The sequence below is a fragment of the Pseudomonas sp. LBUM1658 genome (assembly GCF_059716055.1).
Genome location: NZ_CP166798.1, coordinates 2451856 through 2477539 on the forward strand (window position 1 = coordinate 2451856; position 25684 = coordinate 2477539).

24 protein-coding genes and 3 pseudogenes are annotated in these 25684 nt (G+C 57.3%); 18 read left to right on the forward strand and 9 right to left on the reverse strand.

The genetic code is table 11. The features are described 5' to 3' along the window. Positions 1–383 precede the first annotated feature (383 nt). On the forward strand, positions 384–2030 hold the full coding sequence (mqo, locus tag ACA064_RS11230) for a malate dehydrogenase (quinone) (protein ID WP_497673412.1): 1647 nt from the start codon (positions 384–386) through the stop codon (positions 2028–2030). A gap of 959 nt (positions 2031–2989) precedes the next feature. Here the strand turns inward: mqo and ACA064_RS11235 are convergent. Continuing rightward, positions 2990–3292, reverse strand: coding sequence for a DUF899 family protein (locus ACA064_RS11235; protein ID WP_497673413.1), 303 nt, complete (start codon positions 3290–3292; stop codon positions 2990–2992). A gap of 119 nt (positions 3293–3411) precedes the next feature. Between ACA064_RS11235 and ACA064_RS11240 the strand changes: the two genes are divergently transcribed. Together ACA064_RS11240 and ACA064_RS11245 are read left to right on the forward strand one after the other, a co-directional pair. Beyond that, a complete protein-coding gene (locus ACA064_RS11240) occupies positions 3412–4632 on the forward strand; it encodes a helix-turn-helix domain-containing protein (protein ID WP_497673414.1) in 1221 nt (406 codons plus the stop codon). Positions 4633–4666: 34 nt separating this feature from the next. Continuing rightward, positions 4667–5299: a Vgb family protein gene (locus ACA064_RS11245; protein ID WP_497673415.1), complete on the forward strand. Its 633-nt coding sequence runs from the start codon at positions 4667–4669 to the stop codon at positions 5297–5299. 73 nt (positions 5300–5372) lie between these two features. On the opposite strand, the gene ACA064_RS11250 is transcribed toward ACA064_RS11245, so the two are convergent. Beyond that, the gene (locus ACA064_RS11250; RefSeq protein WP_497673416.1) at positions 5373–6224 is read right to left on the reverse strand and encodes a CAP domain-containing protein; all 852 of its coding nucleotides are present in this window, start codon (positions 6222–6224) and stop codon (positions 5373–5375) included. A gap of 164 nt (positions 6225–6388) precedes the next feature. On the opposite strand from ACA064_RS11250, the gene ACA064_RS11255 reads away from it, so the two are divergent. Both ACA064_RS11255 and ACA064_RS11260 read left to right on the forward strand, forming a co-directional pair. Then, positions 6389–7006 carry a cell wall hydrolase gene (locus tag ACA064_RS11255; protein WP_497673417.1) on the forward strand — a complete coding sequence of 206 codons (618 nt, stop codon included), beginning with the start codon at positions 6389–6391 and terminating at the stop codon, positions 7004–7006. Between the two features lie 232 nt (positions 7007–7238). Further along, positions 7239–7694, forward strand: a pseudogene (locus ACA064_RS11260) (dihydrofolate reductase family protein); the annotation flags it as partial. Here ACA064_RS11260 and ACA064_RS11265 read toward each other — a convergent pair. After that, complete coding sequence (locus tag ACA064_RS11265; RefSeq protein WP_497673418.1) at positions 7626–8138, reverse strand: MaoC family dehydratase; 513 nt, start codon at positions 8136–8138, stop codon at positions 7626–7628. The pseudogene ACA064_RS11260 and the gene ACA064_RS11265 overlap by 69 nt on opposite strands. A 74-nt stretch (positions 8139–8212) precedes the next feature. Here ACA064_RS11265 and ACA064_RS11270 point away from each other — a divergent pair, with 74 nt between their 5' ends. Together ACA064_RS11270 and ACA064_RS11275 are read left to right on the forward strand one after the other, a co-directional pair. Then, a complete protein-coding gene (locus tag ACA064_RS11270) occupies positions 8213–8830 on the forward strand; it encodes a LysE family translocator (protein ID WP_497673419.1) in 618 nt (205 codons plus the stop codon). A gap of 114 nt (positions 8831–8944) precedes the next feature. Further along, a pseudogene (locus ACA064_RS11275) lies at positions 8945–9079 on the forward strand (AraC family transcriptional regulator); the annotation flags it as partial. Positions 9080–9097: 18 nt separating this feature from the next. On the opposite strand, the gene ACA064_RS11280 reads toward ACA064_RS11275, so the two are convergent. After that, positions 9098–9979 (reverse strand): LysR substrate-binding domain-containing protein, encoded by an 882-nt coding sequence (locus ACA064_RS11280; RefSeq protein WP_497673420.1) that lies wholly within the window; start codon positions 9977–9979, stop codon positions 9098–9100. Positions 9980–10141: 162 nt separating this feature from the next. On the opposite strand from ACA064_RS11280, the gene ACA064_RS11285 reads away from it, so the two are divergent. From ACA064_RS11285 to ACA064_RS11295, 3 genes and pseudogenes are all read left to right on the forward strand, one after another. After that, complete coding sequence (locus ACA064_RS11285; RefSeq protein ID WP_497673421.1) at positions 10142–11035, forward strand: DMT family transporter; 894 nt, start codon at positions 10142–10144, stop codon at positions 11033–11035. Between the two features lie 318 nt (positions 11036–11353). Beyond that, the gene (locus ACA064_RS11290; RefSeq protein WP_497673422.1) at positions 11354–11734 is read left to right on the forward strand and encodes a RidA family protein; all 381 of its coding nucleotides are present in this window, start codon (positions 11354–11356) and stop codon (positions 11732–11734) included. Positions 11735–11820: 86 nt separating this feature from the next. Further along, positions 11821–12371, forward strand: a pseudogene (locus ACA064_RS11295) (alpha/beta fold hydrolase). A gap of 33 nt (positions 12372–12404) precedes the next feature. Here the strand turns inward: ACA064_RS11295 and proP are convergent. After that, on the reverse strand, positions 12405–13907 hold the full coding sequence (proP, locus tag ACA064_RS11300; protein ID WP_497673423.1) for a glycine betaine/L-proline transporter ProP: 1503 nt from the start codon (positions 13905–13907) through the stop codon (positions 12405–12407). A 415-nt stretch (positions 13908–14322) separates the two neighbouring features. On the opposite strand from proP, the gene ACA064_RS11305 reads away from it, so the two are divergent. Together ACA064_RS11305 and ACA064_RS11310 are read left to right on the forward strand one after the other, a co-directional pair. Next, complete coding sequence (locus ACA064_RS11305) at positions 14323–14484, forward strand: DUF2986 domain-containing protein (RefSeq protein ID WP_081729292.1); 162 nt, start codon at positions 14323–14325, stop codon at positions 14482–14484. A 408-nt stretch (positions 14485–14892) separates the two neighbouring features. Further along, entirely contained in the window at positions 14893–15108 is a 216-nt protein-coding gene (locus ACA064_RS11310; protein ID WP_497673424.1) for a hypothetical protein, read from the forward strand. A 109-nt stretch (positions 15109–15217) separates the two neighbouring features. Here ACA064_RS11310 and ACA064_RS11315 read toward each other — a convergent pair whose 3' ends face one another. After that, the gene (locus ACA064_RS11315; RefSeq protein ID WP_497673425.1) at positions 15218–15958 is read right to left on the reverse strand and encodes a Mut7-C RNAse domain-containing protein; all 741 of its coding nucleotides are present in this window, start codon (positions 15956–15958) and stop codon (positions 15218–15220) included. A 242-nt stretch (positions 15959–16200) separates the two neighbouring features. On the opposite strand from ACA064_RS11315, the gene ACA064_RS11320 reads away from it, so the two are divergent. Beyond that, positions 16201–16896, forward strand: coding sequence for a tRNA (adenine(22)-N(1))-methyltransferase (locus ACA064_RS11320; RefSeq protein ID WP_497673426.1), 696 nt, complete (start codon positions 16201–16203; stop codon positions 16894–16896). 329 nt (positions 16897–17225) lie between these two features. Here the strand turns inward: ACA064_RS11320 and ACA064_RS11325 are convergent, their stop codons facing one another. Next, positions 17226–18803 carry a sensor domain-containing diguanylate cyclase gene (locus tag ACA064_RS11325; protein ID WP_497673427.1) on the reverse strand — a complete coding sequence of 526 codons (1578 nt, stop codon included), beginning with the start codon at positions 18801–18803 and terminating at the stop codon, positions 17226–17228. A 259-nt stretch (positions 18804–19062) separates the two neighbouring features. Between ACA064_RS11325 and ACA064_RS11330 the strand changes: the two genes are divergently transcribed. Continuing rightward, positions 19063–19299 carry a hypothetical protein gene (locus tag ACA064_RS11330; RefSeq protein ID WP_497673428.1) on the forward strand — a complete coding sequence of 79 codons (237 nt, stop codon included), beginning with the start codon at positions 19063–19065 and terminating at the stop codon, positions 19297–19299. Positions 19300–19520: 221 nt separating this feature from the next. Here ACA064_RS11330 and ACA064_RS11335 read toward each other — a convergent pair whose 3' ends face one another. Then, complete coding sequence (locus tag ACA064_RS11335) at positions 19521–20081, reverse strand: lipid-binding SYLF domain-containing protein (RefSeq protein WP_497673429.1); 561 nt, start codon at positions 20079–20081, stop codon at positions 19521–19523. A 428-nt stretch (positions 20082–20509) separates the two neighbouring features. Here ACA064_RS11335 and ACA064_RS11340 point away from each other — a divergent pair, with 428 nt between their 5' ends. Beyond that, positions 20510–21106, forward strand: a complete 597-nt coding sequence (locus ACA064_RS11340) for an eCIS core domain-containing protein (RefSeq protein WP_497673430.1) — start codon at positions 20510–20512, stop codon at positions 21104–21106. Positions 21107–21237: 131 nt separating this feature from the next. Here ACA064_RS11340 and ACA064_RS11345 read toward each other — a convergent pair whose 3' ends face one another. Next, positions 21238–21474, reverse strand: coding sequence for a hypothetical protein (locus tag ACA064_RS11345; RefSeq protein ID WP_462022848.1), 237 nt, complete (start codon positions 21472–21474; stop codon positions 21238–21240). An 82-nt stretch (positions 21475–21556) separates the two neighbouring features. Between ACA064_RS11345 and ACA064_RS11350 the strand changes: the two genes are divergently transcribed. The 3 genes from ACA064_RS11350 to ACA064_RS11360 all read left to right on the forward strand — a co-directional run bounded on the left by ACA064_RS11350 (position 21557) and on the right by ACA064_RS11360 (position 25357). Beyond that, positions 21557–21796, forward strand: coding sequence for a hypothetical protein (locus ACA064_RS11350; protein WP_497673431.1), 240 nt, complete (start codon positions 21557–21559; stop codon positions 21794–21796). A gap of 5 nt (positions 21797–21801) precedes the next feature. Continuing rightward, positions 21802–22089, forward strand: coding sequence for a hypothetical protein (locus tag ACA064_RS11355; RefSeq protein WP_497673432.1), 288 nt, complete (start codon positions 21802–21804; stop codon positions 22087–22089). Positions 22090–22459: 370 nt separating this feature from the next. Continuing rightward, the gene (locus tag ACA064_RS11360) at positions 22460–25357 is read left to right on the forward strand and encodes a sensor domain-containing phosphodiesterase (protein ID WP_497673433.1); all 2898 of its coding nucleotides are present in this window, start codon (positions 22460–22462) and stop codon (positions 25355–25357) included. Positions 25358–25684 lie beyond the last annotated feature (327 nt).

Below are 25684 nucleotides of genomic sequence, written 5' to 3' on the forward strand. Positions count from 1 at the left end.
TGGCGGGGCGGGTATAGCGGGGGCGTGATATTATATGCGCCAACAAATAGTTGTCGGTTGCCGAAGTCCTTCGAGGATTAGCAAGTCATCAGGCAATGAGACCTGAGCTTCACCGTCGGCCAACCTGGTCGGACCGATTCATTCCTGCGTCCAACCATGTACCAACAGAAATAATGTCACTCAAGTAGCTGAAGCCAATATGAATAAGAAGTCAGCGCAGGAAGGACATAAAAGTGAGGTCGATAGTGTCATGTCGGCCTTGTGTGCTCACCCTCCAGTCCTTATGAATGCGGGAACCCACGGCATGTGCCTGCGTGCCGTGAATCAGGGGCCCGATGAATGAGGATGGGGGGGCGGATGGCGTTTTATCATAGGTGCTACAAATGTTTAGAAAAGTGAACACGGCCTTGCTAGGGCTGGCTTTGTCGATCGGGATCACCTCCGCGTACGCGGCCGAGACAAAGAAAGTGGATGTGCTGCTTATCGGTGGCGGCATCATGAGTTCGACCCTGGGCGTTTGGCTTAACGAGCTGGAACCCGATTGGTCGATGGAAATGGTTGAGCGCCTCGATGGCGTCGCCGAAGAAAGCTCCAACGGCTGGAACAATGCCGGCACCGGCCATTCCGCCCTGGCGGAGTTGAACTACACACCGGAAGACAAGAACGGCAAGGTCGAGATCCCGAAAGCCATCGAGATCAACGAAGCCTTCCAGATCTCCCGTCAATTCTGGGCCTGGCAGGTTCAGAGCGGTGTTCTGAAGAACCCGCGTTCGTTCATCAACTCCACACCGCACATGAGCTTTGTGTGGGGCGATGACAACATCAAGTTCTTGAAGAAGCGCTACGAAGCCCTGCAGGCGAGCCCGCTGTTCGCCGGTATGCAGTACTCGGAAGATCCGGTACAGATCAAGAAATGGGTTCCGCTGATGATGGAAGGGCGTGACCCGGCTCAAAAGGTCGCGGCTACCTGGACTCCGCTCGGTACCGATGTGAACTTTGGCGAGATTACCCGCCAGTTCGTTGCGCATCTGCAAACCACGCCGAAGTTCTCTCTGAAGCTGTCGAGCGAAGTGCAAGACATCACGCGCAATGAAGATGGCTCCTGGCGCGTCAGCTACAAGAACTTGAAAGACGGCACGGAAACCGAAACCGACGCCAAGTTCCTGTTCATCGGCGCGGGCGGTGGTGCTCTGCATCTGCTGCAGAAGTCGGGCATTCCTGAAGCCAAGGAATATGCCGGTTTCCCTGTCGGCGGTTCGTTCCTGGTGACCGAGAATCCGACTATCGCCCAGCAGCATCTGGCCAAGGCCTACGGCAAGGCGTCGGTCGGCGCTCCGCCGATGTCGGTTCCGCACCTGGACACCCGCGTGCTGGATGGCAAGCGCGTGATTCTGTTTGGTCCGTTCGCGACCTTCTCCACCAAGTTCCTGAAACAAGGTTCTTACTTCGACCTGCTGACCAGCACCACGCTGCACAACGCCTGGCCGATGACCAAAGTGGGCATCGAGCAGTACCCACTGGTTGAATACCTGGCCGGCCAGCTGATGCTCTCGGATGAAGACCGCCTGAACGCTCTGAAAGAGTACTTCCCGAATGCCAAGGCTGAAGACTGGCGCCTGTGGCAAGCAGGCCAGCGCGTGCAGGTCATCAAGCGCGACGAAGAGAAGGGCGGCGTCCTGAAGCTGGGCACCGAAGTCGTCACCTCCCAGGACGGCAGCATCGCCGGCCTGCTGGGTGCATCGCCAGGCGCGTCCACCGCGGCTCCGATCATGCTGACGGTGCTTGAAAAGGTCTTCAAGGACAAGGTTGCCAGCCCTGCCTGGCAGGCGAAGCTGCACCAGATCGTGCCGAGCTACGGCACTCAGCTGAATGGCAGTCCGGAGCGTGTGGCTCAGGAGTGGGCGTATACCGCTAAAGTTCTGCAACTGGATACGCCGCCGGTGATTGGTCAGATGGCTGCTCCTGCTGCTCCTGCGACTGAGAAGCCTAAGGCGCAAAAAGAGAATGCTGCGAGTGATATAGCTCTGTAAAAGATGCCTCGCCAGTAATGGTGAGGCGTCTGGATCGCTTGGATAAGCAGTAAAAAGCCCGCTGAACCGGTGACGGTCAGCGGGCTTTTTTATGGGTGGGTTTTGCGTTTTGGGCAGCGGGGGATGCTGTAAGCGGACGATGTGGAAGGCCGGGCAAACAGGCTGGCCCGTAACACTGATCTGTATTTTCCTTTGCTATCTGCGTCTGTAGCGAACCCGGCCACCGCCCTACAATGACTCTGCGACCCGACCACTTGGGCGGCGTCCGAGACGATCAATGAAGTCCACCTCATTTCGCAGCATCTGTTGTACCGCAAATTTAAATTTAGGAGGCCAAATGGCTAAGATGGCAATTTTCCTGGGTGGATTTCTGGTGTTAACCATCTTGATTGGTGCCCTTGCCACGATCTCTCCGGTGTAAGGAAACCTTCGGCAGTTCCTACAGGGGGGCGTGTCAGCGAGAGGTCAAGGCAACCTATTTGAATTGTTCGAGGAGTTTGGACGGCCGCCGGGGGGGCGCACGAACAGTGATGCAAGTAGAAGGAGTTGTTTGTGAGGGCCTCATCGCGGGCAAGCCCCATACGCCGAACATAGAACCTGTGGCGAGGGAGCTTGCTCCCGCTCGGCTGCGAAGCAGTCGTAGAACCTGACACCACGGTGTGCCTGACACAACGGTTTTGCAGATTTTAGGGCCGCTTCGCGCCCCAGCGCGAGCTTGCTCCCTCGCCACAGGTGTGATGTTCATCTGAAAATTCCTAACTGTGCGGCATTGGGGCAAGCCACGCTCCCACAGGTTTTGTGTCGTTCACGGGATAGTGATCCAGAACACAAATCCTGTGGGAGCGGGCTTGCTCGCGATGCGGCCTGACAGCCAACCTGTCTCCCGCGGATGTACCCAAATCAAATGTGGAAGCGAGCTTGCTCGCGATGGCGGCCGCACCAACGCAGAATATTTCAGATCAGCCCTTGAAGCCGTCGAACCCGTCCGCGATCGCCGAGCAGGACGGACACCCGGCGGTGTAGTCGGGGCCGAACATGAAGTGGTAGACGAGCAGCTGCGAGCGCCCTCTGAACAGGTCTGCCAGCGAGGCACTGCCTTCATCGGTGTCGAATCGGTAGGTCTTGTCGACCCGAACCCATGGCAGCGCCTGACGTTGCCGCGCCAGCTCGTCGCTGCGCCGTGTCAACGCCTTTTCCGCTTCGAGCAGCTCGAGCCGTGCTGCCAGCCATTCTTCACGTGTCCCGGTCATATGTCTGGTCATGATGGTTCGCTCCCTTCGTCGTTCGTGCAGTGCTCGATACGACGTGCTGGTGGATGGTCGTGAGATAGACTAATCACGGGGCATCGGACAGTGGGAGTGACAAGTGTGGCGAGATTCAGATGGACTCGCTGATCACGGCCGCGGCGCGTGCGCTGGCGGCGGGCGATCCCCTCGGCGCACTGAAGCGGGTCGCCTTGCGCGACGATGCGCCGGCGCTCGCGCTGCGCGGCATCGCGATGGCGCAGCTTGGCGATCTGCTTCGAGCCAAGGCTCTGGTACGAAGTGCGGCGCGTGCCTTCGACCCGAAAGAGGCTCTGGCCCGGGCGCGGTGTGTAGTCGCCGAGGCCGAGATCGCGCTCGCTTCAAGGGACCTGGGCTGGCCGACGAAGAGGCTCGACGCCGCGCGGGTAATCCTCGAGGCCCACGGCGACCGGGTGAACGCCGCCCATGCGCGATATCTCGCGATCCGCCGCTTGCTGCTGATTGGCTGTCTCGACGAGGCCGAGCGCAAGCTCGCCGATCTCGACCCCACACCTTTACCGCCTGCTTTGAGGGCCGCCCACGAGTTGGTCGTTGCGGGGATCGCGATGCGGCGCCTCGAGACGAAGACGGCGCGCGCGGCCCTCGCTCGAGCCGAGCATGCCGCGCGCCACGCCGGTATCCCAGCGCTGACAGCAGAGGTCGAAAGTGCAGCCCTCGTCCTCAACAGCCCCGCGGCGCGGCTGATTACCCGTGGTGAGGAGCGGCCCCTGCTGCTGGAGGAGGTTGAAAGGTTACTGGCGTCAAAGGTGCTGGTCGTGGACGCGTGCCGGCATGTCGTGCGTGGCGCAGGCACCTTGGTCTCGCTCGCCAGGCGTCCGGTGTTGTTCGCGCTCGCGCGGGCGCTGGGCGAAGCGTGGCCCGCAGATGTGTCGAGGGAGACGCTGATCGCCCGAGCCTTTCGATTGAAACTAACTGATGAGTCCCATCGCGCGCGGTTGCGAGTCGAAGTCGGACGGCTTCGCGCAGCGCTTCGCACGCTGGCCGGAGTGACCGCGACCAAGCGCGGCTTCGCTTTGATACCGCGGGTTGCACCCGAGGTCGTGGTGTTGGCGTGGCCCGTCGAAGAGCGGCATGCGGCAGTGCTCGCGCTCCTCGCCGACGGTGAGTCGTGGTCTAGCTCGGCGTTGGCGCTGGCGCTTGGCGCCAGTCAGCGCACCGTGCAGCGGGCACTCGACTCGCTGGCGGCCGCCGGTAAGGTGCAGTGGTTTGGTCAAGGGCGAGCGCGTCGCTGGATGACCCCACCGGTGCCGGGATTCGCGACGACCTTGTTACTCCCCGTTCCACTGCCGAGTGACTAGGATTCACTCCACGAGCCCTGACGAGGAAACAAACATGAAACGCTCAGCAGCCGAAATCCTCCGTGAATATGGACCCTTTGTGGGTGTCGACAATGTACATGGGGTCACCTATGACGGTCGGCACGTCTGGTTTGCCTCCGGCGACAAGCTCAACGCCCTCGATCCAGCGAGCGGGAAGACGCTGCGCTCGATTGATGTCGCCGCCCATGCAGGAACGGCCTTCGACGGCCAGCACCTGTTTCAGATCGCCGAGGATCGCATTCAGAAGATCGATCCGCAGACCGGCCGTGTGCTCGCCTCGATCCCGGCGCCCGGCGGCGGTAACGACTCGGGGCTCACATGGGCCGAAGGGACGCTCTGGGTGGGTGAGTATCGGGAGCGGAAGATTCATCAGATCGATCCCCAGACCGGGGCGATTCTGCGCACCATCGAATCCAATCGTTTCGTCACCGGGGTTACCTGGGTCGACGAAGAACTCTGGCACGGCACCTGGGAAGGTGATGAGAGTGAATTAAGGCGAGTTGATCCGGGAACGGGAGAGGTTCTGGAGAGCCTGGAGATGCCGCCTGGAGTGGGCGTATCGGGGCTTGAGTCCGATGGCGGCGATCAGTTCTTCTGCGGAGGCGGAAACAGCGGGAAGGTGAGGGCGGTTCGCCGACCCGGATAAGATTCCCCAGGATGCGCAACCCTGCGGCAACTGGGCATCCTTGTCGAGGCTGCCCAGCTATGCGTTCAAGCCCTTACTGCGTACCGAACATCGCCGTCCAGTAAATCCCCGCATCACTCTTCGGATCAACCGCATAAGACGCACCCAGTTCGCGAAACTGTGGGTTCATCAGGTTGGCACAGTGGCCGGGGCTGGCCAGCCAGCCATCGACCACCTTGCCCACGGTGTCCTGCCCGGCGGCGATGTTCTCGCCGATCTGCTGGCCGATGTAGCCTGCCAGTTCAGCCCGATCGCCCGGCGTGCGACCGTCGCGGTCCTTGTGATCGAGGAAGTTGTTATTGGCCATGGCCCGGGTATGAGCCTCGGCCGCCGTCGCCAGCGTGGCGTTCCAGGCCAGCGGCGTCGTGGCGGCAAAGGGTTGGGTGCCGCACTGGCGCGGCTGCTTGCGGGCGGTGTTGATCGTTTCGAGTAGCTTCTGTCCCTCCGCCTGCCAGTCGCCCAGGCGCCCGCTCAACAGTGGACGCGCCAGTACGATGCGCCACTCACGTTCATCCCGGCTCACGCCGATATCGACGAATTGCGGGTCCAGCACAACCTGACAGAAGCTCTCCTGCACCGCCTTCATGGCCGACTGCGCATCACGCGGCCCGGACAAGCTGATCGCCTGCACGTTAACCATCGGATAAGTCGCACGTGTCAACGCCTGCTGCAGGTCACCCATACTGTTGGCGGCCAGGACCAGACGCGGATCGGCCGCCAGCGGTGGCAGCTCCTGAGACGCCTGGCCCGCGCAGCGCTGCACCTGGCTGCGGTAAGCGTTGATCGACTGGACCAACTGCGTCTCCTCGGTCGCCACGGCAGTGGCGGCGAACCCCAGTGCCAGCGACAACGCGGCAAGACGCAAAACGGATGATAGGACGCGCATGGAACTCTCCCTTGAGCTGACTGCGCCCATGATGCGCGATTTCGCCCCTCCCGGCGCAATGCCTTTTCACCTCGAAACAGAATTTCGTTTGCGGTGTGGGGGAATGATTTTGCTACTACTCTGTTGATTAAATAATGCGAAGTACCCTTCACTCAGGTTCGACCATGCGCCTCATATGGGTAGCAATCTGTCTCGTAACAGCCCTCATTGGTGGTCAGGCGAACGCGGCTGACCAGCAGCAAAAAGCCGAAGTAGCTGAAGACAAGGCGCAGGTTCTGGAACAGAAAGCTGCAATGGGGAGCGAAACGCCTCTGCCCAAGGCCGGGGCCATCACGAAATCGGAAGTGCAGGCGGTCGATCCCGCGGGCGCATCGGCATTGGATGATGCAATCACCTGTCTTGCGCGGAGCATTTACTGGGAAGCCAAAGGCGGGAAACCTGCCGACATGGAAAGCGTCGCCAACGTTGTCATGAACCGGGTAGGCCATGAGGGTTTTCCGGATACGGTTTGCAAGGTGGTCAAGCAAGGCGTCGAAACCAAAACCTGCCAATTTTCGTGGTGGTGTGATGGGCGTTCGGATCAAGTAGTGGAGGACGACCAGTACACCATTGCCAAGGAGATAGCGCGCAAAGCGCTCAACCAGCAACTGACCGACCGAACTCGTGGCGCTTTGTATTTTCACGACAGGAACGTCAGGCCCCGCTGGGCCAGGAAATACATCAGGACCAGCGAGAGCGGAAAATTTCTCTTCTATAAGCCTCACGACGGTACGGCTCGATAGGCTTTCAATCTTGCTTGGGCTCCTCGGTTGCAGCTCAGTGGTTGCTGCTTGCCGATTGCGCTCTTTCCAAGAAATGCGACTGGCATGTCGCCTGATAGTAGTTAAGCGTCATCCGGGGATCGCATTGTCGATTTCGCAGAGTCTCGTTCGACTATCCGTTAGGGAATGAATCTGATTGATCGCAGGCGTTCCCTGTACGAGAACTTTCACGAGGACGAACCTGGAGAAGAGTATGCGCAAGCTCATCGTTGCCGCTTTCATTAGTCTAGATAACGTTATTCAATCGCCCGGCGGGCCTGAAGAAGATACCAGCGGGGGATTCCGCCTCGGTGGCTGGATAGTGCCCTATGCAGACGAAACCTTCGGCCAGGCCATACAGGACCTGTTCTCGCAGCCGTTCGAGTTGCTGCTGGGGCGTCGCACCTACGACATATTCGCGGCGTATTGGCCGCACATACAGGCCGATTCAAACAACCGCGCCATCGCTGACCTGTTCAACAGCGTGCCTAAGCACGTAGCCACGCATCGTTCCGATACGCTTGATTGGCAGAACAGTCATGCGTTGGAGGGAAACCTTGCCGACGCGATACACGCGCTTAAGCACCAGGACGGCGCCACTCTATTGACGCAAGGCAGCGGCGATCTGGTGCGCCAACTGCTTGCAGCCGGGTTGGTGGACGAACTCCAGCACGATGATGCCTGCTTCGTTGGTCATCGTGATAGCCGCCGTGGCTCGGCCATTTTCATCCATTTCCTTGATGACCCAGTGGCAAGTGATGGTGTCGCCGGCATAGACCGGTTTCTTGAAGTGGAATGCCATACCGGCAGCCAGCCAGCCGATCTGTCCGCCGATCTCGGTGACCAGACTGGCCGTCAGCAGGCCATGTGAAATGGGCGCCCTGAAGTGACGGGCTGCGGCGTAGCGCGCATCGAAATGCACCGGGTTGTAGTCCCGGGAAATCCTGGCAAAGAGCTGGATGTCTTCCTCGGTAAAACAGCGGGAAACGGTGAAGCTATCGCCCACTTGCAGTCCTTTTGCGGCGCGCGTTCTGAAGCTGATCACTGAGTAATCCGTCACCCACAAACGTACAAGCCAAGCGATAAGTGGCCTGCGTAGACTCCGACGAGTCATTCACTGGATAGAGGGCGTGAACATTGGCGACCCTTCCAGGCATTAGCGTTTTTCTCGTCAACTACAGGCACGTCATGGAGATTTTTCTCTACGCCTTCAGCGTGATGTACAGCCCGGGCCCGGTCAATTTCATGGCACTGAATGCGGGGCTGAGCGGAAGGTTTCGCCGTTCGTTGGGCTTCTTCGTCGGTGTGGGATGCGCGCTGTTGGTGCTGTTCATCCTCTTTGGGTATACCGGCGAGGCGATTATTTCCCAGGCGGCACTGCCTTACATTTCGCTGGCAGGCGGTATTTACACGCTCTACCTCGCCTATCAGGTCTATACCGCGACGACCGCAGTACCAGGGGAGGCCAACGAGCCGTCGGCAGCCCCGCAGAAGACCCTGACCTTCTGGAACGGTTTCCTGATTCAGGTGCTGAACCCCAAAGGCATCATGGTCGTGCTACCGATCACCAGCGTCATGCTGCCGGCCGCGCATATCACCGGCGCCTCCATCGCCATGGTCTCCGCGCTGCTGGCGATTGCCGGTGGCGGGGCGCCGGGGGTCTACTCGCTGCTGGGCGCCATCCTCGGTCGACGCATCAGCCGCGATTGCTACTTCACGGTGTTCAATCGTTTGATGGGGCTCGCGTTGGTGGTGTGTGCTTACTTCATGTTCCACGAGTGCTACCTGCACTTTAAGGCTTTATAGGTGGGTGCTATGGCGAGCGTTTGCGAAGGCAACTTGAGCAGGTTTGAGCCGGTTGCCAATCGACCGTGCTATGGCTCCAGGCGTTCAAATCTGCAACCGCAGCGGTGCGCCACCATGCAAGATCGCCATTCAGAAAGGGACTGGGTCAAACATGCGCCCCATGCCTCGAAGGTAGAGCGCTTCGAAGCATTCTTCGGCGCCCATGCCTTCGACCCTCATCGGCATGACACCTACGCCATCGGGCGAACCAGAAACTGGAAAAACGCCCTAAGCAACTTTTGTTGCTCGGTCATTAATTGATATTGAACTGAAATATGAGCGTACTATTTCAGCAAAGCAAGAAGCTAAAGAAGATTCACCATGGTCATGGTAGGCCATTGAAATCTCCAGATTTTCTAATAATGGAAACCCATCGGAGCGACTCAAGGTTCGCAAATCCGGTGCCGCCGTGCTAGCAAGGAGCGCCGAAACTGAACACCCAGAACGGACAGCGGCTAATATCCCTGCATGGCTAGTGCTGTGAAAGTTTATGCGGTAATTTTTTTGAGCGCTGGCTAGTGCCTCAATTGCAATATTTCTGTCAGCACAACCCTCTGTAAACAATGCAAGGGGGATTGGATTGTTTTGGTAAACATTACTACCTTTTGCACATACCCATCGCAGTGGCTCGACGTGCACCAGTTCAGAGTCATAGCCGGGAGGGCAACATTGTGTAAGGGCCATATCTAACTGGTGCTGTTCGTATTGAGTCCATATATCCCGACTGTAGCCACAATGAACCTCAATTTCCAAACCAGGATAAATTCGCGAACATTCACGCAAAATTCCAGAAAAAAAGCATGTAGCGTAAGTGTCAGAGGTACCGATCCTAATACCTCCGGATGGTATCTCACGAAGTAGAGAGAGAACCGCTTGGTCATTTATAGCAAGCATTTTCAGCGCGAACGCAAGCAAAGCCTCGCCTTTTACGGTGATCCGCAGCCCTTTTCGGTCTCGGATGAAAAGCTCAAAACCGACTTGGCTCTCTAACCTCTGAATCTGCTGGCTTATCGCAGACTGGACCCGGGAAAGACGCTCTGACGCCTTTGTGAAGCTTCTAAGCTCCGCTACGGTGGCAAAAATCCTGAGCTGTGTGGTGTCGAGGTTCATGTCCTTCTCAATCACAAAATATGATGCTGAAGATCATAATTATTATCTTTAGCGATGTAAAGTATATCTGTACACTTTCTCCACCATCTAAAGGAGAAGTACATGTCGTCACACATTGGTGCCCTCACTATTGAAAGCTGGGAAAACTGAGGAGTAACTTCAATGACGCTCCTCATGAGAGGCGTACCACTTGTATTCCTGTTTATGTGGAGCAGTGGAGCAATTTTTGTAAAGCTCGGACTTCAAGAGGCATCCGTATGGTCGTTTCTTGCAGTTCGGGCCATAGGCACACTTTTGGTTTTGTCTTTCATATGCGTACTCATATTTAAGCGAAAAGTATTTTCTGATTTTATCAAGCTGCCAGCTTTATTGATAATAAAAATGCTTTTTATAGGTGTGCTTCTACAAGTGGCGTACCAAAGTTTCTTTTTTCTAGCTATAGATAATAAATTATCACCTGGTGTACTTTCAATTGTCCTTGGCCTACAGCCGATCCTCACCCCAATAATTGCGAGAGAAGAGGTTGGGATAAAAGGTTATCTGATATTGCTATTTGGATTTTTAGGGCTGGGAATCGCAGTATTAGGGGCTCGTGAAGTTAGCGGGTTAACATGCATTGGCATTACATTTGGAATCGCTTCTGTGTTTGCGATGAGTGTCGGCACAGTTTGCCAAAAAAAGGTCGTTGCCCACCCACTCGCCTCAGCTTTTTATCAAAACTTAGCAGCATCTATTGTATTTTTTATTGTGGTCTTGTGCACAGACTGGCATGTCATGATAAATACAAAATTCATTGTGGCTTCGGCATGGATGATTTTGGTTGTTTCAACAGGAGCAGTATTGTTGCTATTTCACATGTTATCAAAAAATGCAGCTAGCAATGTCAGTGTGCTTTTCTACATGGTTCCGGTTATAACTATAGCATTGGATTATTTGGCTTTTGGCAGCAAAGTCACTCCTTTAACTGTGGTGGGAGCCATTTTAGTTATTATAGCCATTCTCTTGTATCGAAGCCTTTCCGAAAAAAGAGCATTTCCAAAAGTGGTTTCCTCTTGATATCTGCTGATTGAACTCATCAGCCGCAACAGTTTGAGGCTGTCGTAGTAGTTGCGCCAGTTTCATCTGGGATGCTGCTCGGAATCCACCGATGGGGGAATCGGTCGTTGGCATTCCGCGGGGAGCGCCCATCTGCTTGGCTTCCGGGTTTTCGAGCTGATTCACGAACAGGTCCCACGATGGGGCTGTAAACTGGCAGCGCAAAAGGCGTTGTCTCATTGAATGCCTCGGCGGGCCTGGCTGACCGAACCGCTGACGATGTCGGATCGGCCGCCCCATCCACGACTGCCCCTTTACCACCCCAAACAAGAGATCCCCATGGCAAACCACGACCTCACTTTCCTCCCCGACCCAGACTCGGAATCCATCTCCTCCGACGTCGCCGGTTTCGGCGGCCTGCTGGTCTCCACTCAGATCCCCACCCGCGCCGACGGCAGCCTGGAACTGGGCGGCATCGCCCAGCAGAGCGAATGCACCCTGCAGGCGCTCAAGGTAGCGCTGGAGCGCGCCGGCAGTTCCATGGACCGGGTTCTGCATCTGACCATCTACCTCACCGACATGGCCGACCGCGCCGCCTTCAACGAGGTCTACCAGCGCTTCTTCGCCAAGCCCTGGCCGGTTCGCGCCGCCGTTGGCGTGGCCGCCCTGGCGGTCGAAGGCATGCGCGTGGAAGTCACCGCGATGGCGGCCAAGGGCTGACTACGCGGACTTGTCCGGCGGCCCTGCTCAGCGAGCGGCCGCCACCGCGCTCGAATGGCCGCCTGAATGATCAGTTGAGGATTCCAATGTCATCGTTTGTCAGTGCCGAAACGCTTTGGATCGATACGCCGCATGGGCGGCTGTTTACTCGACGCTGGTTCCCGGCGGGCGTGGAATGCAACCGGGCAAAACCGCCAATCATTCTTTTTCATGATTCCCTTGGATGCGTCGAATTGTGGCGAGATTTTCCTGAACGACTCTGCCAGGCCACAGAGCGCGAGGTGATTGCCTATGACCGACTCGGCTTCGGGCAGTCGGATCCGTACCCGGAGAATTTGCCCATGCATTTCATTCGCGACGAAGCCGAGCGCTTCTTCGCGCTTATCAGGGCCGAGTTGCCATTCGACCGGTTTATCGCCTTTGTCCATAGTGTTGGCGGTGCGATGGCTGCCCATTGCTTGCGCTTCATGGAGAGCAAGACGAGTACGGATCCGTTCTGCATCCCATGCGTATTGCCAGACTTACGACGGCATCCGGGGAATACCGGATTCTGAAAAATTGTCATCATGTCCCCCATCGAGAAGCCCCCGACGTCGTTCTGGAGGCAGTCGATCGACTCCTTCGAATCAGCCACTGATGAATGACTGCTCCTGGACGATAGTGCCCCCCGTTATTCGATTCGCGGATGCTGCTGCACGAGATGCTCACGTTTAGCTTTCAGCTCGGCGATTTCTGCGTCGATATCCTCGATTTTCTGCTCGATGTTGTCGTGATGTTCCTGCAGCAGTTCTTGCGCTTCCTCAATGTCGGAAGCCGCCGGAGCTGCACCACGCAACGGTTTGTTCGCCGTTTCTTTCATAGTCACGCCGGTAATCAGACCCACCACGGCAAACACCATCAGGTAGTAGGCCGGCATGTACAGGTTGTGGGTGCTTTCCACCAGCCAGGCCACGGCGGCAGGGGTCAGACCTGCGATCAATACCGAGATGTTGAAGGCGCTGGCCAGTGCGCTGTAACGGATGTGGGTGGGAAACATCGCCGGAAGGGTGGACGCCATCACTCCGATGAAAAAGTTGAGCAGCACGGCCAGCACCAGCAATCCGGAGAAGATCAGGCCGAGCTTGCCGCTGTTGATCAGCATGAAGGCTGGGATGGCAAGGAAGAACAAACCGACGCTACCGCAAATAATGAAGGGTCGGCGGCCAATCTTGTCGCTGATGAGCCCGATCATCGGCTGGACGAATAACATGCCGACCATGATCGCGATGATGATCAACACGCCGTGATTTTCGCTGTAGTGCAAGTTGTGTGTCAGGTAGCTGGGCATGTAAGTGAGCAGCATGTAGTAGGTGACGTTGGTGGCCGCCACCACGCCAACGCAGGTCATCAGGCTGCGCCAGTGCTGGGTGGCCACTTCCTTGAAGGACACTTTCGGGCCAATGGCCAGACCTTCACGATCACCCTGTTCCAGTTTCTCGAGATGTTGCTGAAATGCCGGCGTCTCCTCGAGTGCGTGACGCAGGTAGAGCCCGATCATGCCCAAAGGCAGGGCCAGGAAGAACGGCAGTCGCCAACCCCATTCCTCAAACTGCTCTTCGCCCAGAATGGTGGAAATCAGCACGACCAGGCCTGCGCCGAAGACGAAGCCGGCAATCGAGCCGAAGTCCAGCCAGCTGCCGAGGAAGCCGCGCTTGCGATCCGGGGCATATTCGGCGACGAAGATCGAGGCACCGGTGTATTCACCGCCCACCGAGAAACCTTGAGCCATCTTGGCCAGCAGCAGGAGGATCGGCGCCCATATGCCGATCGAGGCATAGGACGGTATCAGCCCGATGGCGAAGGTGCTGAGCGACATGATCACGATGGTGGCCGCCAGAACTTTCTGCCGACCATACTTATCCCCCAACGTACCGAAGAACAAACCACCCAGGGGCCGGATCAGGAAGGGAACCGAGAAGGTCGCCAACGCGGCGATCATCTGGAGGCCGGGATCAGCGCCGGGGAAAAATACTTTGCCGAGAACATAGGCGACAAAACCATAGACGCCGAAGTCGAACCATTCCATTGCGTTGCCGAGTGCAGCGGCAGTGATCGCCTTGCGCATCTTGGCGTCGTCGACAATGGTGATGTCTTTCAATCTAATCGGTTTGACGTTTTTCTCACGTGATTTCATGCGAGCCACTCTGTAACTGATCTGTCTTGACGCAAACCGCTGAGCCCGGTGTGGCACAGGCTAGACGGGTCTGCCTTTGCCGAAGCCATCTTTTTGATGGCACGGCTTCTTCTAGATCAGATACAAGAGGACAGGAAAAAATTCACATCTCGCCGTTATTTTTTGCTAGCGGCAAAAGCTGTCAACGCGTCTGATCGAAACGAAAGGATGCCCCATATGCCGACGCCGGCAAGCGACTCGCACGATCGTCGCGCAACCTTGAGCGGAAAGTGCCGCGCTGAGGTTCGGTGCGATGGGGAAACCAGGGGCGATTCACCGCCTATTTCCAACGTTATGCACTAAGTGCGCACCACAGGAATCTGGCCCAATATTTAAGCTGATATCATTCAAGAACTTACAAACCGAGTAGAAAAATATGAATCGTCGTAAAAAAATAAAGCAGTTATTAAAGGCTCACGCCAAAAAGGCTAGTGCCAAATTGGCACCGCCAAGCAAGTCTAAATACATTAGTAAAGCTGACCGATTGAAGCTAGCTGCTGAATCAAGTCACGACTCAATCATTTCCTCTGAGAGCTGATCAATGTAGCTCAAGCACCACCGGAACTTACAAATTTGATTGGGCTATTCATTCCGATGGCACGTACCGCGAGGACGCGGGCTAACATTCAAGCCGAAGCCGCTTCGCGGCTCTGAATCGAACCAGATTCCCCAGGTACATTTGACTGGCCGCTTTTGGCCGATTTCTGCCTGTCACCATGAGGCGGCAATGACACAAAGTAATCATTCAGTGGATCCACAAATCGTTGGAAAGCATCTTTCCACCAGTACAGATCGTTGAGAAAACAGTATCTGGAACCAGTGGTTTCGGACTTTCAAGCGGTAATTCAGCCGGCGCCGGTGGCGCAAAACCGGCTCTTTGCAACTGAAACACTGGCGAAACATTCGGGACGTATGATCCGCATCACGGAAACCGAAGGTGTTAGAGATGAATCGGCCATCACGAAGCATGCGCAAGTTGCTCGACTCAGTCGCCACCAACAACGAGGGCGCGGCGCTGGATGTAATGCGCGCAGCTGAGCAGCTCGAGGACGAGTTGTTGCGCCAGCGGTTGCTCAACCTGATTCACCGGCTCAATCAGGACGCCAATGACTTGCGATTGGCGCGCGACGACATCCAGGGCGGCGTCATCAAATTAGCGTGACCGGCCGCCGGCGGGCCCAACGCAGCCGATCCCGACCGGCAGAAAATGGCCGTTATCTACCTGATGCAAAAGGTTATCCCTGGTAACGCAGCCGGCCCGATGTGGCCGGCTATCGGTCCAGCAGAGGTGCCAGCAGTGCACACATGCCGCGCCAGTGCGAACCCTCCCAGTAAACCCGTTGGCAGGCGTCGCAGTGCAGGAAGTGCGAATAGAGGGCGCCAACGCGTGGCGGCACCTGCGGCCGGGCCAGTTCCGGGCTGATCTCGTGCAGCGGCAGGTTGCAATGAAGGCACAGGCTGAATGGCCGCGCGCTACGTGCCAGGTCGAGGCGCTCGTACAATTCGCGCAGTTGCAGCGACGGTTTCAGGGCATGCACGTAACAGCCGTGGCTGATGATCCGCCGCTTGAGCAGATCGCGGTCGCGGGTTAGCACGATGCGTCCTTGCTGCGCAGCGATCTCGGCGATCTCGCCATCCTCGAAGCCATTGTCGTAGAGGGTGTCGAAGCCGCTCATGCGCAGCAGGCTGGCCAGCCCGCCAAGGTGCGCATCAGCGACGAAGCGCAGCACCCGTAAAGGTTGCGCACGAACCTTGAGCAGCGGGCTGATGTCCAGCGCTTCGAACTTGGGATACACCGCCAGCCGGTCACTGTCGAAGATCACCCGCTCGAAGCCCACCGACTCGTCGTTGAGCAACACCAGCTCGACCTCGGTGTGCGGTATCCCGAGCGCCTCGATCATGTGCTTGACCGTCGCCCCTCGCGCGCACTCGCAGGTAAAGGACTGCCGCCGCCGTTCGGCCGGCAGGAAATCGTTGAGCTCCTCGTAGAAGCGGAAGGTTGCACTGGTCATGCTGAACAGTATGGCAGGGCTGCAGGATGAGCGAGTCCAGTCCGGAAATCTTCTCCGGCAGACCCCAGGTCGGCCAAAAGTGGCCCATAACCAGGGTTCGTTTTGGGCCGATACGCGAGCGGTAGGTACGGGTCGAGCCATGGCCCTGGTCGCATAAATTTGAAATGCACGGCGTTGCTCGACAGAATCGCGCCCCGATCCGGCCAAAGGTGCCGGACGTTCGTGGTGAAAAGGGGCTGTAGTTGAACGAACAGACATTGTCCATGCGCCTGGAGCGCGTGGCGGCGCATGTGCCAGCAGGTGCGCGCCTGGCCGATATCGGCTCGGATCACGGCTACCTGCCGGTGGCGTTGATGCGCCGTGGCGCCATCGCGGCGGCGGTGGCCGGCGAGGTGGCATTGACGCCGTTTCGCTCGGCCGAACGCACCGTGCGCGAGAACGGCCAAGACCTGCGGATCACTGTGCGCCTGGCCAATGGCCTGGCGGCGATCGAGCCGGGAGACGGGATCACGGCGATCAGCATCTGCGGCATGGGCGGTGAGACGATCCGCGACATCCTCGACAGCGGCAAGGCGCGTCTGAGCGGCCAGGAGCGCCTGATCCTGCAGCCCAACGGCGGCGAGCAGCCACTGCGCCAATGGCTGATGGAAAATGGTTACCGCATCCTCTGCGAGGAAGTGCTGCGGGAAAACCGCTTCGACTACGAAATCATCGTCGCCGAGCGCGCCGGGCCGGTGATGTACACCGCCGAGGAGCTGTACTTCGGCCCGCTGCAGATGCAGGCACGCAGCCCGGCGTTCCTGGTCAAGTGGCAGCGCATGCTGCGCCAGAAACAGCAGACCCTGACCAACTTCGACCGGGCGCGGCAGGCCGTGCCCGAGGAGAAGGTGCAGGACGTCGCCCGGAAGGCCCGGTGGATCACCGAGCTGCTGGCTTGAGCCCGGTCTAGGGTTTGTACGAAAAGTCGCCGAGCGGCGATCAGGCAAGGCGAAGACAGGCGAGGAACGGCCGGGGTCGCGCTCGACTGTCGCTGTTATCGGATCCATTGCGGAAAGTGGCCGGCTCATAGCGTCCAGTCCCTCATTCGTAAGCGCCTGCCCAACACACCTTGCATGTCAGCCAAGGAGGATCATGATCTGCTCATGGGGCGAATGACGAACCAAAGGCGCTTATAAGCCAGGCGCTCGACCACTCGCGCTCACTTCAGGCCGGTGGCCAAGTCCAAAGGGGGAAAGATTCCGGGTATGTCTAAATCTGAGTGAGTCAATCAGTTAGCGATAACACACATATTCCTTCCGCTGGCTTTGGCGACATAAAGAGCCTTGTCAGCGGCGCCGATCAAGTCGTCGGATATTGTCTCCGACGTTGGAGTGCAGGCGCTAACGCCAAGACTGATAGTGATGGTGCCTTCCGTGCAGTCGGTGTGCTGAATACCCGCTTGCTGAACGGCACGCCGAATTTTCTCGGCCACTAGAAATGCCCCAACATAGTCAGTGTCAGGCAATACCACGGCAAACTCCTCGCCGCCATAACGCGACGCGAGATCACCGGGCCGTTTGATGTTCGCCTGGATGATCGTGCTGATGGTGCGTAAACACTCGTCCCCGGTCAAATGACCATATTGATCATTGAAGCGCTTGAAGTGATCGACATCGAGCATCAGTAGCGCCAGGCTCTCTTGGCTGCGCCTGGCACGTCCCATTTCAGACTGAAGGAACAGATCGAACTGACGCCGGTTTGCCAGTCCTGTCAGCGCGTCCTCCAACGCTAACAACTCTAGCGCCCGATTGGCCTCGATCAATTTATCCTGAGCGCCCAACAGTTCGTTTTGAATGTGGTTTTGTTGCTTCATCAGACGAATGAGTCGATAGCCCAGTACACCCAGAATTCCCAGCAGCAAAGCAACGATCGCCGCACTTAACAACGACTGCTGTCGCCAGGATGCCAGGACTTCATCCTTGTTGAGGGCGGCAAATATGACAAGGGGATACTCATCGACTCGCCTGAATCCCACTACACGCTCTACACCGTCCACATGGGATTTGACGATTCCCGTACCAAAGGGCCCTGTCGGCAGGAGCTGCGTGAACACTGGGCCTTGGGCGACACTGCTACCGACTTCAGCTTCATTGAAGGGACGACGAACCATGATTCGGGCGTCGGCTGACATCAGATTGATAACGCCGTTAGCGCCGATATCGATACTGTTGTACAGCTGGAGAAAATGATTGAGGTAGAGGCTTGCCACCGCTACGCCGGCAAAACTGCCATCCGGATGATTGATCCGGCGCGAAACGGGAATGATCCAGTCGCCCGTGGAGCGACTGCGTATCGAAGGCCCGATATGCGGACCACGGTCCGGATGCTCGCGATGAAAGATAAAATATTCGCGGTCCGCGTAGTTGGTTTTTGGCGGGATTATCCCGTTCGAATCCGCGAGCGACTGGCCTTTTTCGTCATGGATGAAGAGGCCGTGTAATTGAGCCAACTGCCGACGCTGGGAGCGGAGCAAACGCTGTATTCTGGGTATCTGGGCATGGTCCATACCCTCGATTTCGAGACGGTCGACCAAGCCGAACAATACGGTGTCGGCTTGCTTGATTGATGCCTGCGCTTGCGATGACAGGGTCTGCGCAAGGTTTGACATCGCTATCTTTTGGTCATGCAAACGATACTGGCGAGAGTTCCAGACCTCCCACATCACCACCACCACCAAGGACAGACACACCGCCATCAGAAAAAAGATTGCTGGTCGAACCTTGAGTCTGGCCTCAAGCTTTTCAACTCTTTGAGATTCGGCGTCCTTTATTTTAGCGATAGGCCCGTCTAACCACTCTTGCTGCATGACGCTTCCTAAAATCTGATGAAATGGCGACACATCCCCGCAGGCATTTTTAAATGGTTACGTTGCCCACTTATTGCATTTGGGTAACAGGCAACTATGCATCATCAAAGTTAAAATAGGGAGCTTTTACGTGTCCTGGATGAGCGGGCAACCAAAAGTTGGGGTCTGCATGAACAGGGTAAAGCCGAGCAGCTGAACTAAAAGCTGACTATTAAGTCAGGATAGTCATCTACACTTCTCCCATTCTGAGGACCCCACCATGCGCAAATACACCCTGGAATACCTGTTCAACGGCGAGCCCCGCACACACATGTTCGAATTCAAGCAGCCTCAGCTGCCCGTACATGAGGCGGCGATGCACCTGCTACAGCTGCATTTTGGGGATGGAGAGAACAGCCTGATCATGCCCACTGCGGACGCGACGCCGGAGGAGATTTTAGAGCAGGCTGAGCTGGTAGGGCTGACGCAGATTAAGGTTGTCGATCAACCCGGTTGATGCCAGGTGCAGCGACCAGCAACGCGCGCCTCGGCAGATTTGAATGACTGCTTTTGGCCGATTCCTGTCTACTACGCCTTACAGAAATCGGCCAAAAAAGAACTCGTCGTGGCGTGTTGTGAACGCGCTCCGGCCGAGAGCACTTTTCATGTACCGATGCGTCTGTGCGCCAGGACTGAGTGGCTGCCATCACTCGCCCGACGCCCAACTAAATAGCCGATTCAGCGCTTGATCAGGGAAATCTTCGTTCCTTCGATGCTGACCCCCACCATCAACCCTTGCTGGTCAAAGATGAACGCGTACGCATCGTCTTTCAGCGTCGAGCTGGACAGGTTCTTCGCAATCCCTTCATCAACTACTACAACTGTTGGCCCTACGCCGATTTCCCAACCCTTGGTTTCAGCTACATATTTCACAGCTTTTTCGGTCATCAGAAAAACCACATAGCCATACGACTGGGCGCCTGCCTGTAGCCCCCATGACCCGCTAACGGAGTTGTAATAATCCTCTACTTTCGTGCCCTTCATTAATACGCCTTCGCCATAGCTGCCGCCGAATACAAGACCCGCTTTGATGATTTTCGGGAAGACAAGCACAGCTTTGGCTTTGTGCGAGATGGTTTCGGAAAATGGAGTGGCCTTGTAGAGAGTTTGCAACGCTTGCCGAGAGTCGGCATTCAGATCCTCGGCGGTGGCCGCTCCTGCATTGTTCAGGAGACTAGCCGATGCCAATGATGCAGCCGCGAGGAAGATCGATAGGAAGAACCGCATTGATTGAGTCATTTCTGTACTCCGATAAGGGAGCATTGGATGGAAGCAGCGGTCAACGCCTGTGTCAGACAGGAACCGAACCCACTGAAAGTTATCCGGCGCACCCTAAAGTGTGTGAACAGCAAGCTTCGCTCTTGAATGGAGCAGGCCCAAGGCCACTGATCAGTTGCGATGCCATCATCTGGTTTGACCACTGTGTAAGGGCCGGGTTCGTCGCCAGAGTCTGCTTATGGCCGATAGTTGCCTGTCGCGACGGGCTGCTACCAGCCAATAGCTGCCGCGGACGCATGTCGACTAAAGTGGGGGGATTCGCAGGAAAGGTGGTCTGTCGCTTCCTGCGATTATCTTGGGGGCGCTTAGTTCGGGACTACGCTAAAGCTATGCGGATCGTCGATCAATTGTGACCCACTGTTCGCGCTGCGCCGTCCCTGGAGCGCCCAATGCCGCCCATCACCACGCGCCTGGTGGCGCTGTTTGTTCTTTGCCTGACTCTTGAAGTGCCAGCCCAGACCAACGCCTGCCCAGCTGGCGAGAAACAAGTGTGCCTGGACGGCTGCATCTGCCTGCCAGACGTGGGACAGCTGCTCGGCCCCCTGCCTGATGGCATCTACCAGATCGCGGCACCTGCCCTGGCGCTGTGGCTGACCCAAGCCCGCGCTGAAGCAGCCAACGCCGGCATCCAACCCATTCCACCGCACATCCGGGAGCAACTGCTGCGCTGGTACGACCCCAGCGTCCTCGATACCGCGCGCTACAAAGTTAGCGACAACGGCCAATTCAGCGCCGCCACTGCCATGCTGCAAAACCCCGATGTCGGTGCCGTGACGCTGATCGACATCATCCTCTTCCGGGACGCTCAAACCGCAGAACAGAACATCGCGCTCTGGGCTCACGAATTAAAGCATGTGCAGCAGTATCAGGAATGGGGGGTAGAAGGATTTGCCCAGCGGTATACACAAGATTTCAATGCTGTGGAGGCGCCGGCTTATGCCATACAGGCTGAGGTCAGACGGTTGGTGCGGGAAGGGAATTACTGAAGAGTAGCGAAGCTGCCTGTCACCAAGGGGAGCTATTGACCCCAGAGAACACCCAGGCGGTCAAACGCTGCTGAACATCGACTGAATCGCCCCTGATTATTCGGGAAGTCGAGCCTGTGTTTGGTCGGGCGCTAAAGCCACGTATTCACCACTCGCCGATCCAGCTCCTCCCAATCCGCCATGCCCAACACCCGCGTGGTGTTCAACCCGCGCAAATATCCGCGCAACTGATTGGCGGTGGCCCGCGCAAGCTCCGGGTCGGGCGCGTTTTCGCACAACAGTACGGTTTCGTACTGGACCAGGTACTCGGCCACCCGGTCACGGAAATCGGGCAAAACGGCGTCGCGGATCAGGTCAAAAGTTCTCAAGGAGAGATCCTCATCAATCTTTTCTGGTTGTGATTGAGTGTGCATCCGTCTGCACGGCGCGCAACTATTGTTAGACGTAATAGTGACCATTACTAAACGCAAGTTCTGCTTTGTCGGCAATAGTCGGAAAATCGCCTCCATCGAACACGCGGGTCAAGAAATTTGCGCGATGAAGACATTGACCCGACTGGCTCTGGTCAGCCCTGCTGACGGGCGGAGTGGTTACTGCACCTGGCTGAACACACAAAACACAAATGGCAATGGCGGCGCCCGTGGCGCAGTTCCGTTGCTCGATGAACCGAACCTTTTATTTTCAGGATGAGACCGATGCGCCCTTTATTCGTGCCTGCCATGGCGTTTGCCTCTTTGCTGCTAGCCGGTTGTGCCTCCGCGCCGAACGATCCGACCCTGACCTTGCAGACCAACAAGACTCCTGCCCAATACGCCGACTGCGTCGTACCGAAATTGCAGGGCAGTGCGTTGAACCCGACTGTCTCGCAAACCCAGCGCAGCAAGGCCGGGAACGGCGGCAAGGTGTTCATCTACGAGCGGCATTTGCTGGCCTCGAACTTCCTGCCTTCGAGTTTTGAACGCGCCGCACAGGATTGCATCTGACCCCGGCCCGTAAACGCTTTTCATAGAGCTCCTTTGGTTGGCCGCAACCAACCAATTTTTTGCCCCGCACCGCATTCGGTTGCGGGTTTTTTTTCTGCGAATGAACAAAGGAGTGTCTATCAATGCTGAGGGTTACACGCACTTTATGGTCTCAGAGTAGGGGAACGCCCATCGGCTTTGGCTGCTGAGGTCATTGGCTTGGGCACATAGGCGGGGATATTGGCGTCGTGACAAGCCAGCCCTTAGTTGGCACTAAAGCGAATAAAACTATTGAAAAAAACTTCTATAAGCTTTAAACGGGATGCTCGCCGGCACATTGCTAGCAATCAGTAAGTGAGTATCGCCAGTTTTTGGCTCAGGGAGAGCGCTGATGAGTTTTCGTCCATTGACCGACTCCCCGTGGCAATCAAAAGACTACGACATTGTCGCATCTCAACTGAAAGGGAACTCGGATACTGTCGGCATGGCCTACGCTGGCAACGAGGACACGATCGAACAATTGCTGGACTCAGCGCGCAACTGGGCCCATACCACCGCGTGGGTAGTTTACCGCGCCGGTGAACAAATGCATTTGGTCGGGCAGGGCGACCCACGGGTGCAGTGGCCGTCAAGCGTCGCGAATGAAGAGTTTGAAGCCTTTTGCCTGACCTGGCACTTGCACCGCTGGCCGACCGGTAGAGGCGAAAGTGTGCTGGGTTGGCTGCTCGCGCCAGTCAACGATGCCGCGGAACCGGCGCTTGCCGAGTTTGCCCAGCGCCTGGGCATTCAGGTACAGACCAATACCCTTGCGCGTGCGCAGATTACTCAGCGTGTGCTGTATGAAATTACCTACCTGGCCAGTTCGACCCGCGACCGGTCAGTGTTTCTGGTGGGGGTTCACCAGCTGCTGGCCAGCCTGATCGACGCCGAAAACTTCTATCTCGCGCTGTATGAACCGCACAGTGGCAAGATTGACTACCCGTATTACGTCGACATCATCGACGTTGATGCCGTGGAGTCCTCGCACTACGAATACCTTGACCTTTCGCACCTGTCGTTGACCGGCCAGGTATTGACCACTGGCCAGCCCTTGCTGATCGACGCCGCCGGCATTCTCGCGGCTCAGGCCGAGGAGCGTTTCTACTGCGTGGGTGATCGTCCCGAGTTCTGGATGGGCGCGCCGTTGAAAAATGCCTCGGATGACGTGTTTGGCATGCTTGCGATGCAGGTCTACGACGTTGCGCGTACCTACAGCGCCGAAGACCGCGCGCTGTTTCTGGTGGTGGCCCGCCACGTGGCCATGGCGCTGGACCGGCTTCTGCACCGAGCGGACCTGGAAGAGACGGTGATGCGTCGCACCCTGGAGCTTTCGGCACTCAACGACGCATTGAGGCAGGAAGTGGCAGACCGAGAACGCGCAGAACATCTGCAGAGCGCGCTGTTCCAGATTGCTGAACTGTCGAGCCGACCTGGAGACATGACTGAGTTGTTTCAAACCTTGCATGGCATTGTCGGTGATCTGCTGTTCGCGCAGAACTTCTACATTGCGCTGTTCGACGACGCGACCAGTGAAGTGACCTTTCCGTATTATGTCGATGAGCGGCAGACGACCTGCCCGGTGGCACGGCGTCGTCGTCGGGGCTTGACTGAGTACGTTATCCGTCAGCGTCGACCTTGCCTGATTGACGCAGGCGACGCTGAGCGATTGTCAGCGCACGGAGAGATCGAACTTGCCGATGAGTATGTCCGATCCTACTCCTGGCTGGGCATTCCATTGTTCGATGGCGATGTGGTGCGTGGCGTGCTTGCGGTGCAAAGCTATACCTCGCAGGTGCGGTATACCCTGCGTGATCAGGAACTGCTGACTTTCGTGTCGCGGCACATTGACACAGCGTTGTCGCGACGCACGGCCGCCGAAGCGATCCACGCCGCCAACCTCAAGCTGGAAGCCCGGGTGCAGAACCGCACCCGCGAGCTCGATCACGCCAATGCCAAGTTGCAACACGAAAACTCCCACGATGCGCTGACCGGGCTGCCGAATCGCACGTACCTGCAACAGCGCCTCAATCTGGCCTGGTCGCGGTTCGGCAGCGAAGGCGGGCACCTGGCGGTGATGTTCATCGACCTCGACCGATTCAAGATGGTCAACGACAGCCTCGGCCACCATTTTGGCGACCTGCTATTGATGCAGGCTGCCCACCGTTTGCGCGGTTGTCTGCGCGACACCGACATGTTGGCGCGCCTGGGGGGCGATGAGTTTTCGGTGCTCGCTCCCGAGGCGCCGCTGGAGGTGGTGATCGACATCGCCGAACGGATCCTGGTGGCGTTTGACCTGCCGTTTTTCATCAATGGCCATGAAGTCTTTTCGTCCTGCAGTATCGGTATTGTCAGCGCCGACAGTCAGTTCCATCACGAGCCAGCCGACTTGCTGCGCGATGCCGATGCGGCGATGTACCGGGTCAAGAGCGCCGGGCGCGACAGCTACGCAGTGTTCAACCAGGAAGTGCGCCGTGAAGTTTCGGACCAGGTTGAGCGTGAAGGGGCCTTGCGCAACGCGCTCAAACGTACTGACGAACTGCTGCCGTATTTCCAGCCGATTGTCAGCGTCGAAAGCGGCGAACTGTTGGCCCTTGAAGCGCTGATCCGCTGGCATCAGCCGGGCGGCCGGGTGATCGCGCCGGGCGAGTTTTTGCCGGATGTCGAGGGTCTGCGTCTGATCGGTCGACTGGACCTGTACATGCTCAACAGCATCGCAGTGATCCTCGCACAGCCCGAGCACGCCAATTGGCCTGCGGTGCACGTCAATTGCTCCAGCTACAGCATGACGCGTCCGGACTTCGCCAGTGATGTGCTTGCACTGTTGGCGCGGCACCGGGTCTCGCCGTCGCGAATCTGCCTGGAGTTGACCGAAGGTGCGCTGGTAGCTGAGCCGGCGATTGCCCGACTGACCATGCAGCAATTGGCCGACAACGGCATGTCGGTGGTGCTCGATGACTTCGGTGCAGGATTTTCATCCCTGAGCTATGTGCATCAATACCGTTTCAGCGGCTTGAAGATCGACAAGTCGTTCATCCTCGAATTGACCACCAGTTCTCGCAGTCGCGCGATCGTCCGGGCGATTGTGCGTATGGCCGAATCGCTGGACCTCAGCGTGGTGGCCGAAGGTGTCGAGGATGAGGCGACGCTGGTCTTGCTGCGCGAAATGGGTGCAGGGCAGGCCCAGGGTTATTATTTTGCCAAGCCGATGGGGTTGGAGGCGTTGTTGGCGACTTCGCTGGTCGGTCGCTAGGGGGTCGACGTTTCGCGGCCATTTGCCAATAGCAGCTTTCGTCCGAAAGCTACGGCTACACGCCCGGTCGCCGCTTCTCTCATGGATATACCTAAATCTGCTCTGCCATCTTCAAGGCGTCCCAGCCTCTGTCCGACGCACAGAATGCGATGAAGGTAATAGGCTGGAGAATAAGAAAAAATGCACGTTAGTATTAGCTGTTCTGATACTGCAATTGCGAATGCTGAAATACTAATGATGAAGCCATAGACTCATTTCGTGCCCGGCGCCCGCGCCGGATCCAACAACTATAAAAAGTAAGCGGAGACACGAATGAGCAAGCAAGTA

Bases quoted from the DNA above. Each gene is read 5' to 3' on its own strand.
- mqo (WP_497673412.1), top strand. From the start codon at position 384: ATGTTTAGAAAAGTGAACACGGCCTTGCTAGGGCTGGCTTTGTCGATC.
- ACA064_RS11235 (WP_497673413.1), bottom strand. From the start codon at position 3,292: ATGACCAGACATATGACCGGGACACGTGAAGAATGGCTGGCAGCACGG.
- ACA064_RS11240 (WP_497673414.1), top strand. From the start codon at position 3,412: ATGGACTCGCTGATCACGGCCGCGGCGCGTGCGCTGGCGGCGGGCGAT.
- ACA064_RS11245 (WP_497673415.1), top strand. From the start codon at position 4,667: ATGAAACGCTCAGCAGCCGAAATCCTCCGTGAATATGGACCCTTTGTG.
- ACA064_RS11250 (WP_497673416.1), bottom strand. From the start codon at position 6,224: ATGCGCGTCCTATCATCCGTTTTGCGTCTTGCCGCGTTGTCGCTGGCA.
- ACA064_RS11255 (WP_497673417.1), top strand. From the start codon at position 6,389: ATGCGCCTCATATGGGTAGCAATCTGTCTCGTAACAGCCCTCATTGGT.
- ACA064_RS11265 (WP_497673418.1), bottom strand. From the start codon at position 8,138: ATGACTCGTCGGAGTCTACGCAGGCCACTTATCGCTTGGCTTGTACGT.
- ACA064_RS11270 (WP_497673419.1), top strand. From the start codon at position 8,213: ATGGAGATTTTTCTCTACGCCTTCAGCGTGATGTACAGCCCGGGCCCG.
- ACA064_RS11280 (WP_497673420.1), bottom strand. From the start codon at position 9,979: ATGAACCTCGACACCACACAGCTCAGGATTTTTGCCACCGTAGCGGAG.
- ACA064_RS11285 (WP_497673421.1), top strand. From the start codon at position 10,142: ATGACGCTCCTCATGAGAGGCGTACCACTTGTATTCCTGTTTATGTGG.
- ACA064_RS11290 (WP_497673422.1), top strand. From the start codon at position 11,354: ATGGCAAACCACGACCTCACTTTCCTCCCCGACCCAGACTCGGAATCC.
- proP (WP_497673423.1), bottom strand. From the start codon at position 13,907: ATGAAATCACGTGAGAAAAACGTCAAACCGATTAGATTGAAAGACATC.
- ACA064_RS11305 (WP_081729292.1), top strand. From the start codon at position 14,323: ATGAATCGTCGTAAAAAAATAAAGCAGTTATTAAAGGCTCACGCCAAA.
- ACA064_RS11310 (WP_497673424.1), top strand. From the start codon at position 14,893: ATGAATCGGCCATCACGAAGCATGCGCAAGTTGCTCGACTCAGTCGCC.
- ACA064_RS11315 (WP_497673425.1), bottom strand. From the start codon at position 15,958: ATGACCAGTGCAACCTTCCGCTTCTACGAGGAGCTCAACGATTTCCTG.
- ACA064_RS11325 (WP_497673427.1), bottom strand. From the start codon at position 18,803: ATGCAGCAAGAGTGGTTAGACGGGCCTATCGCTAAAATAAAGGACGCC.
- ACA064_RS11330 (WP_497673428.1), top strand. From the start codon at position 19,063: ATGCGCAAATACACCCTGGAATACCTGTTCAACGGCGAGCCCCGCACA.
- ACA064_RS11335 (WP_497673429.1), bottom strand. From the start codon at position 20,081: ATGACTCAATCAATGCGGTTCTTCCTATCGATCTTCCTCGCGGCTGCA.
- ACA064_RS11340 (WP_497673430.1), top strand. From the start codon at position 20,510: ATGCCGCCCATCACCACGCGCCTGGTGGCGCTGTTTGTTCTTTGCCTG.
- ACA064_RS11355 (WP_497673432.1), top strand. From the start codon at position 21,802: ATGCGCCCTTTATTCGTGCCTGCCATGGCGTTTGCCTCTTTGCTGCTA.
- ACA064_RS11360 (WP_497673433.1), top strand. From the start codon at position 22,460: ATGAGTTTTCGTCCATTGACCGACTCCCCGTGGCAATCAAAAGACTAC.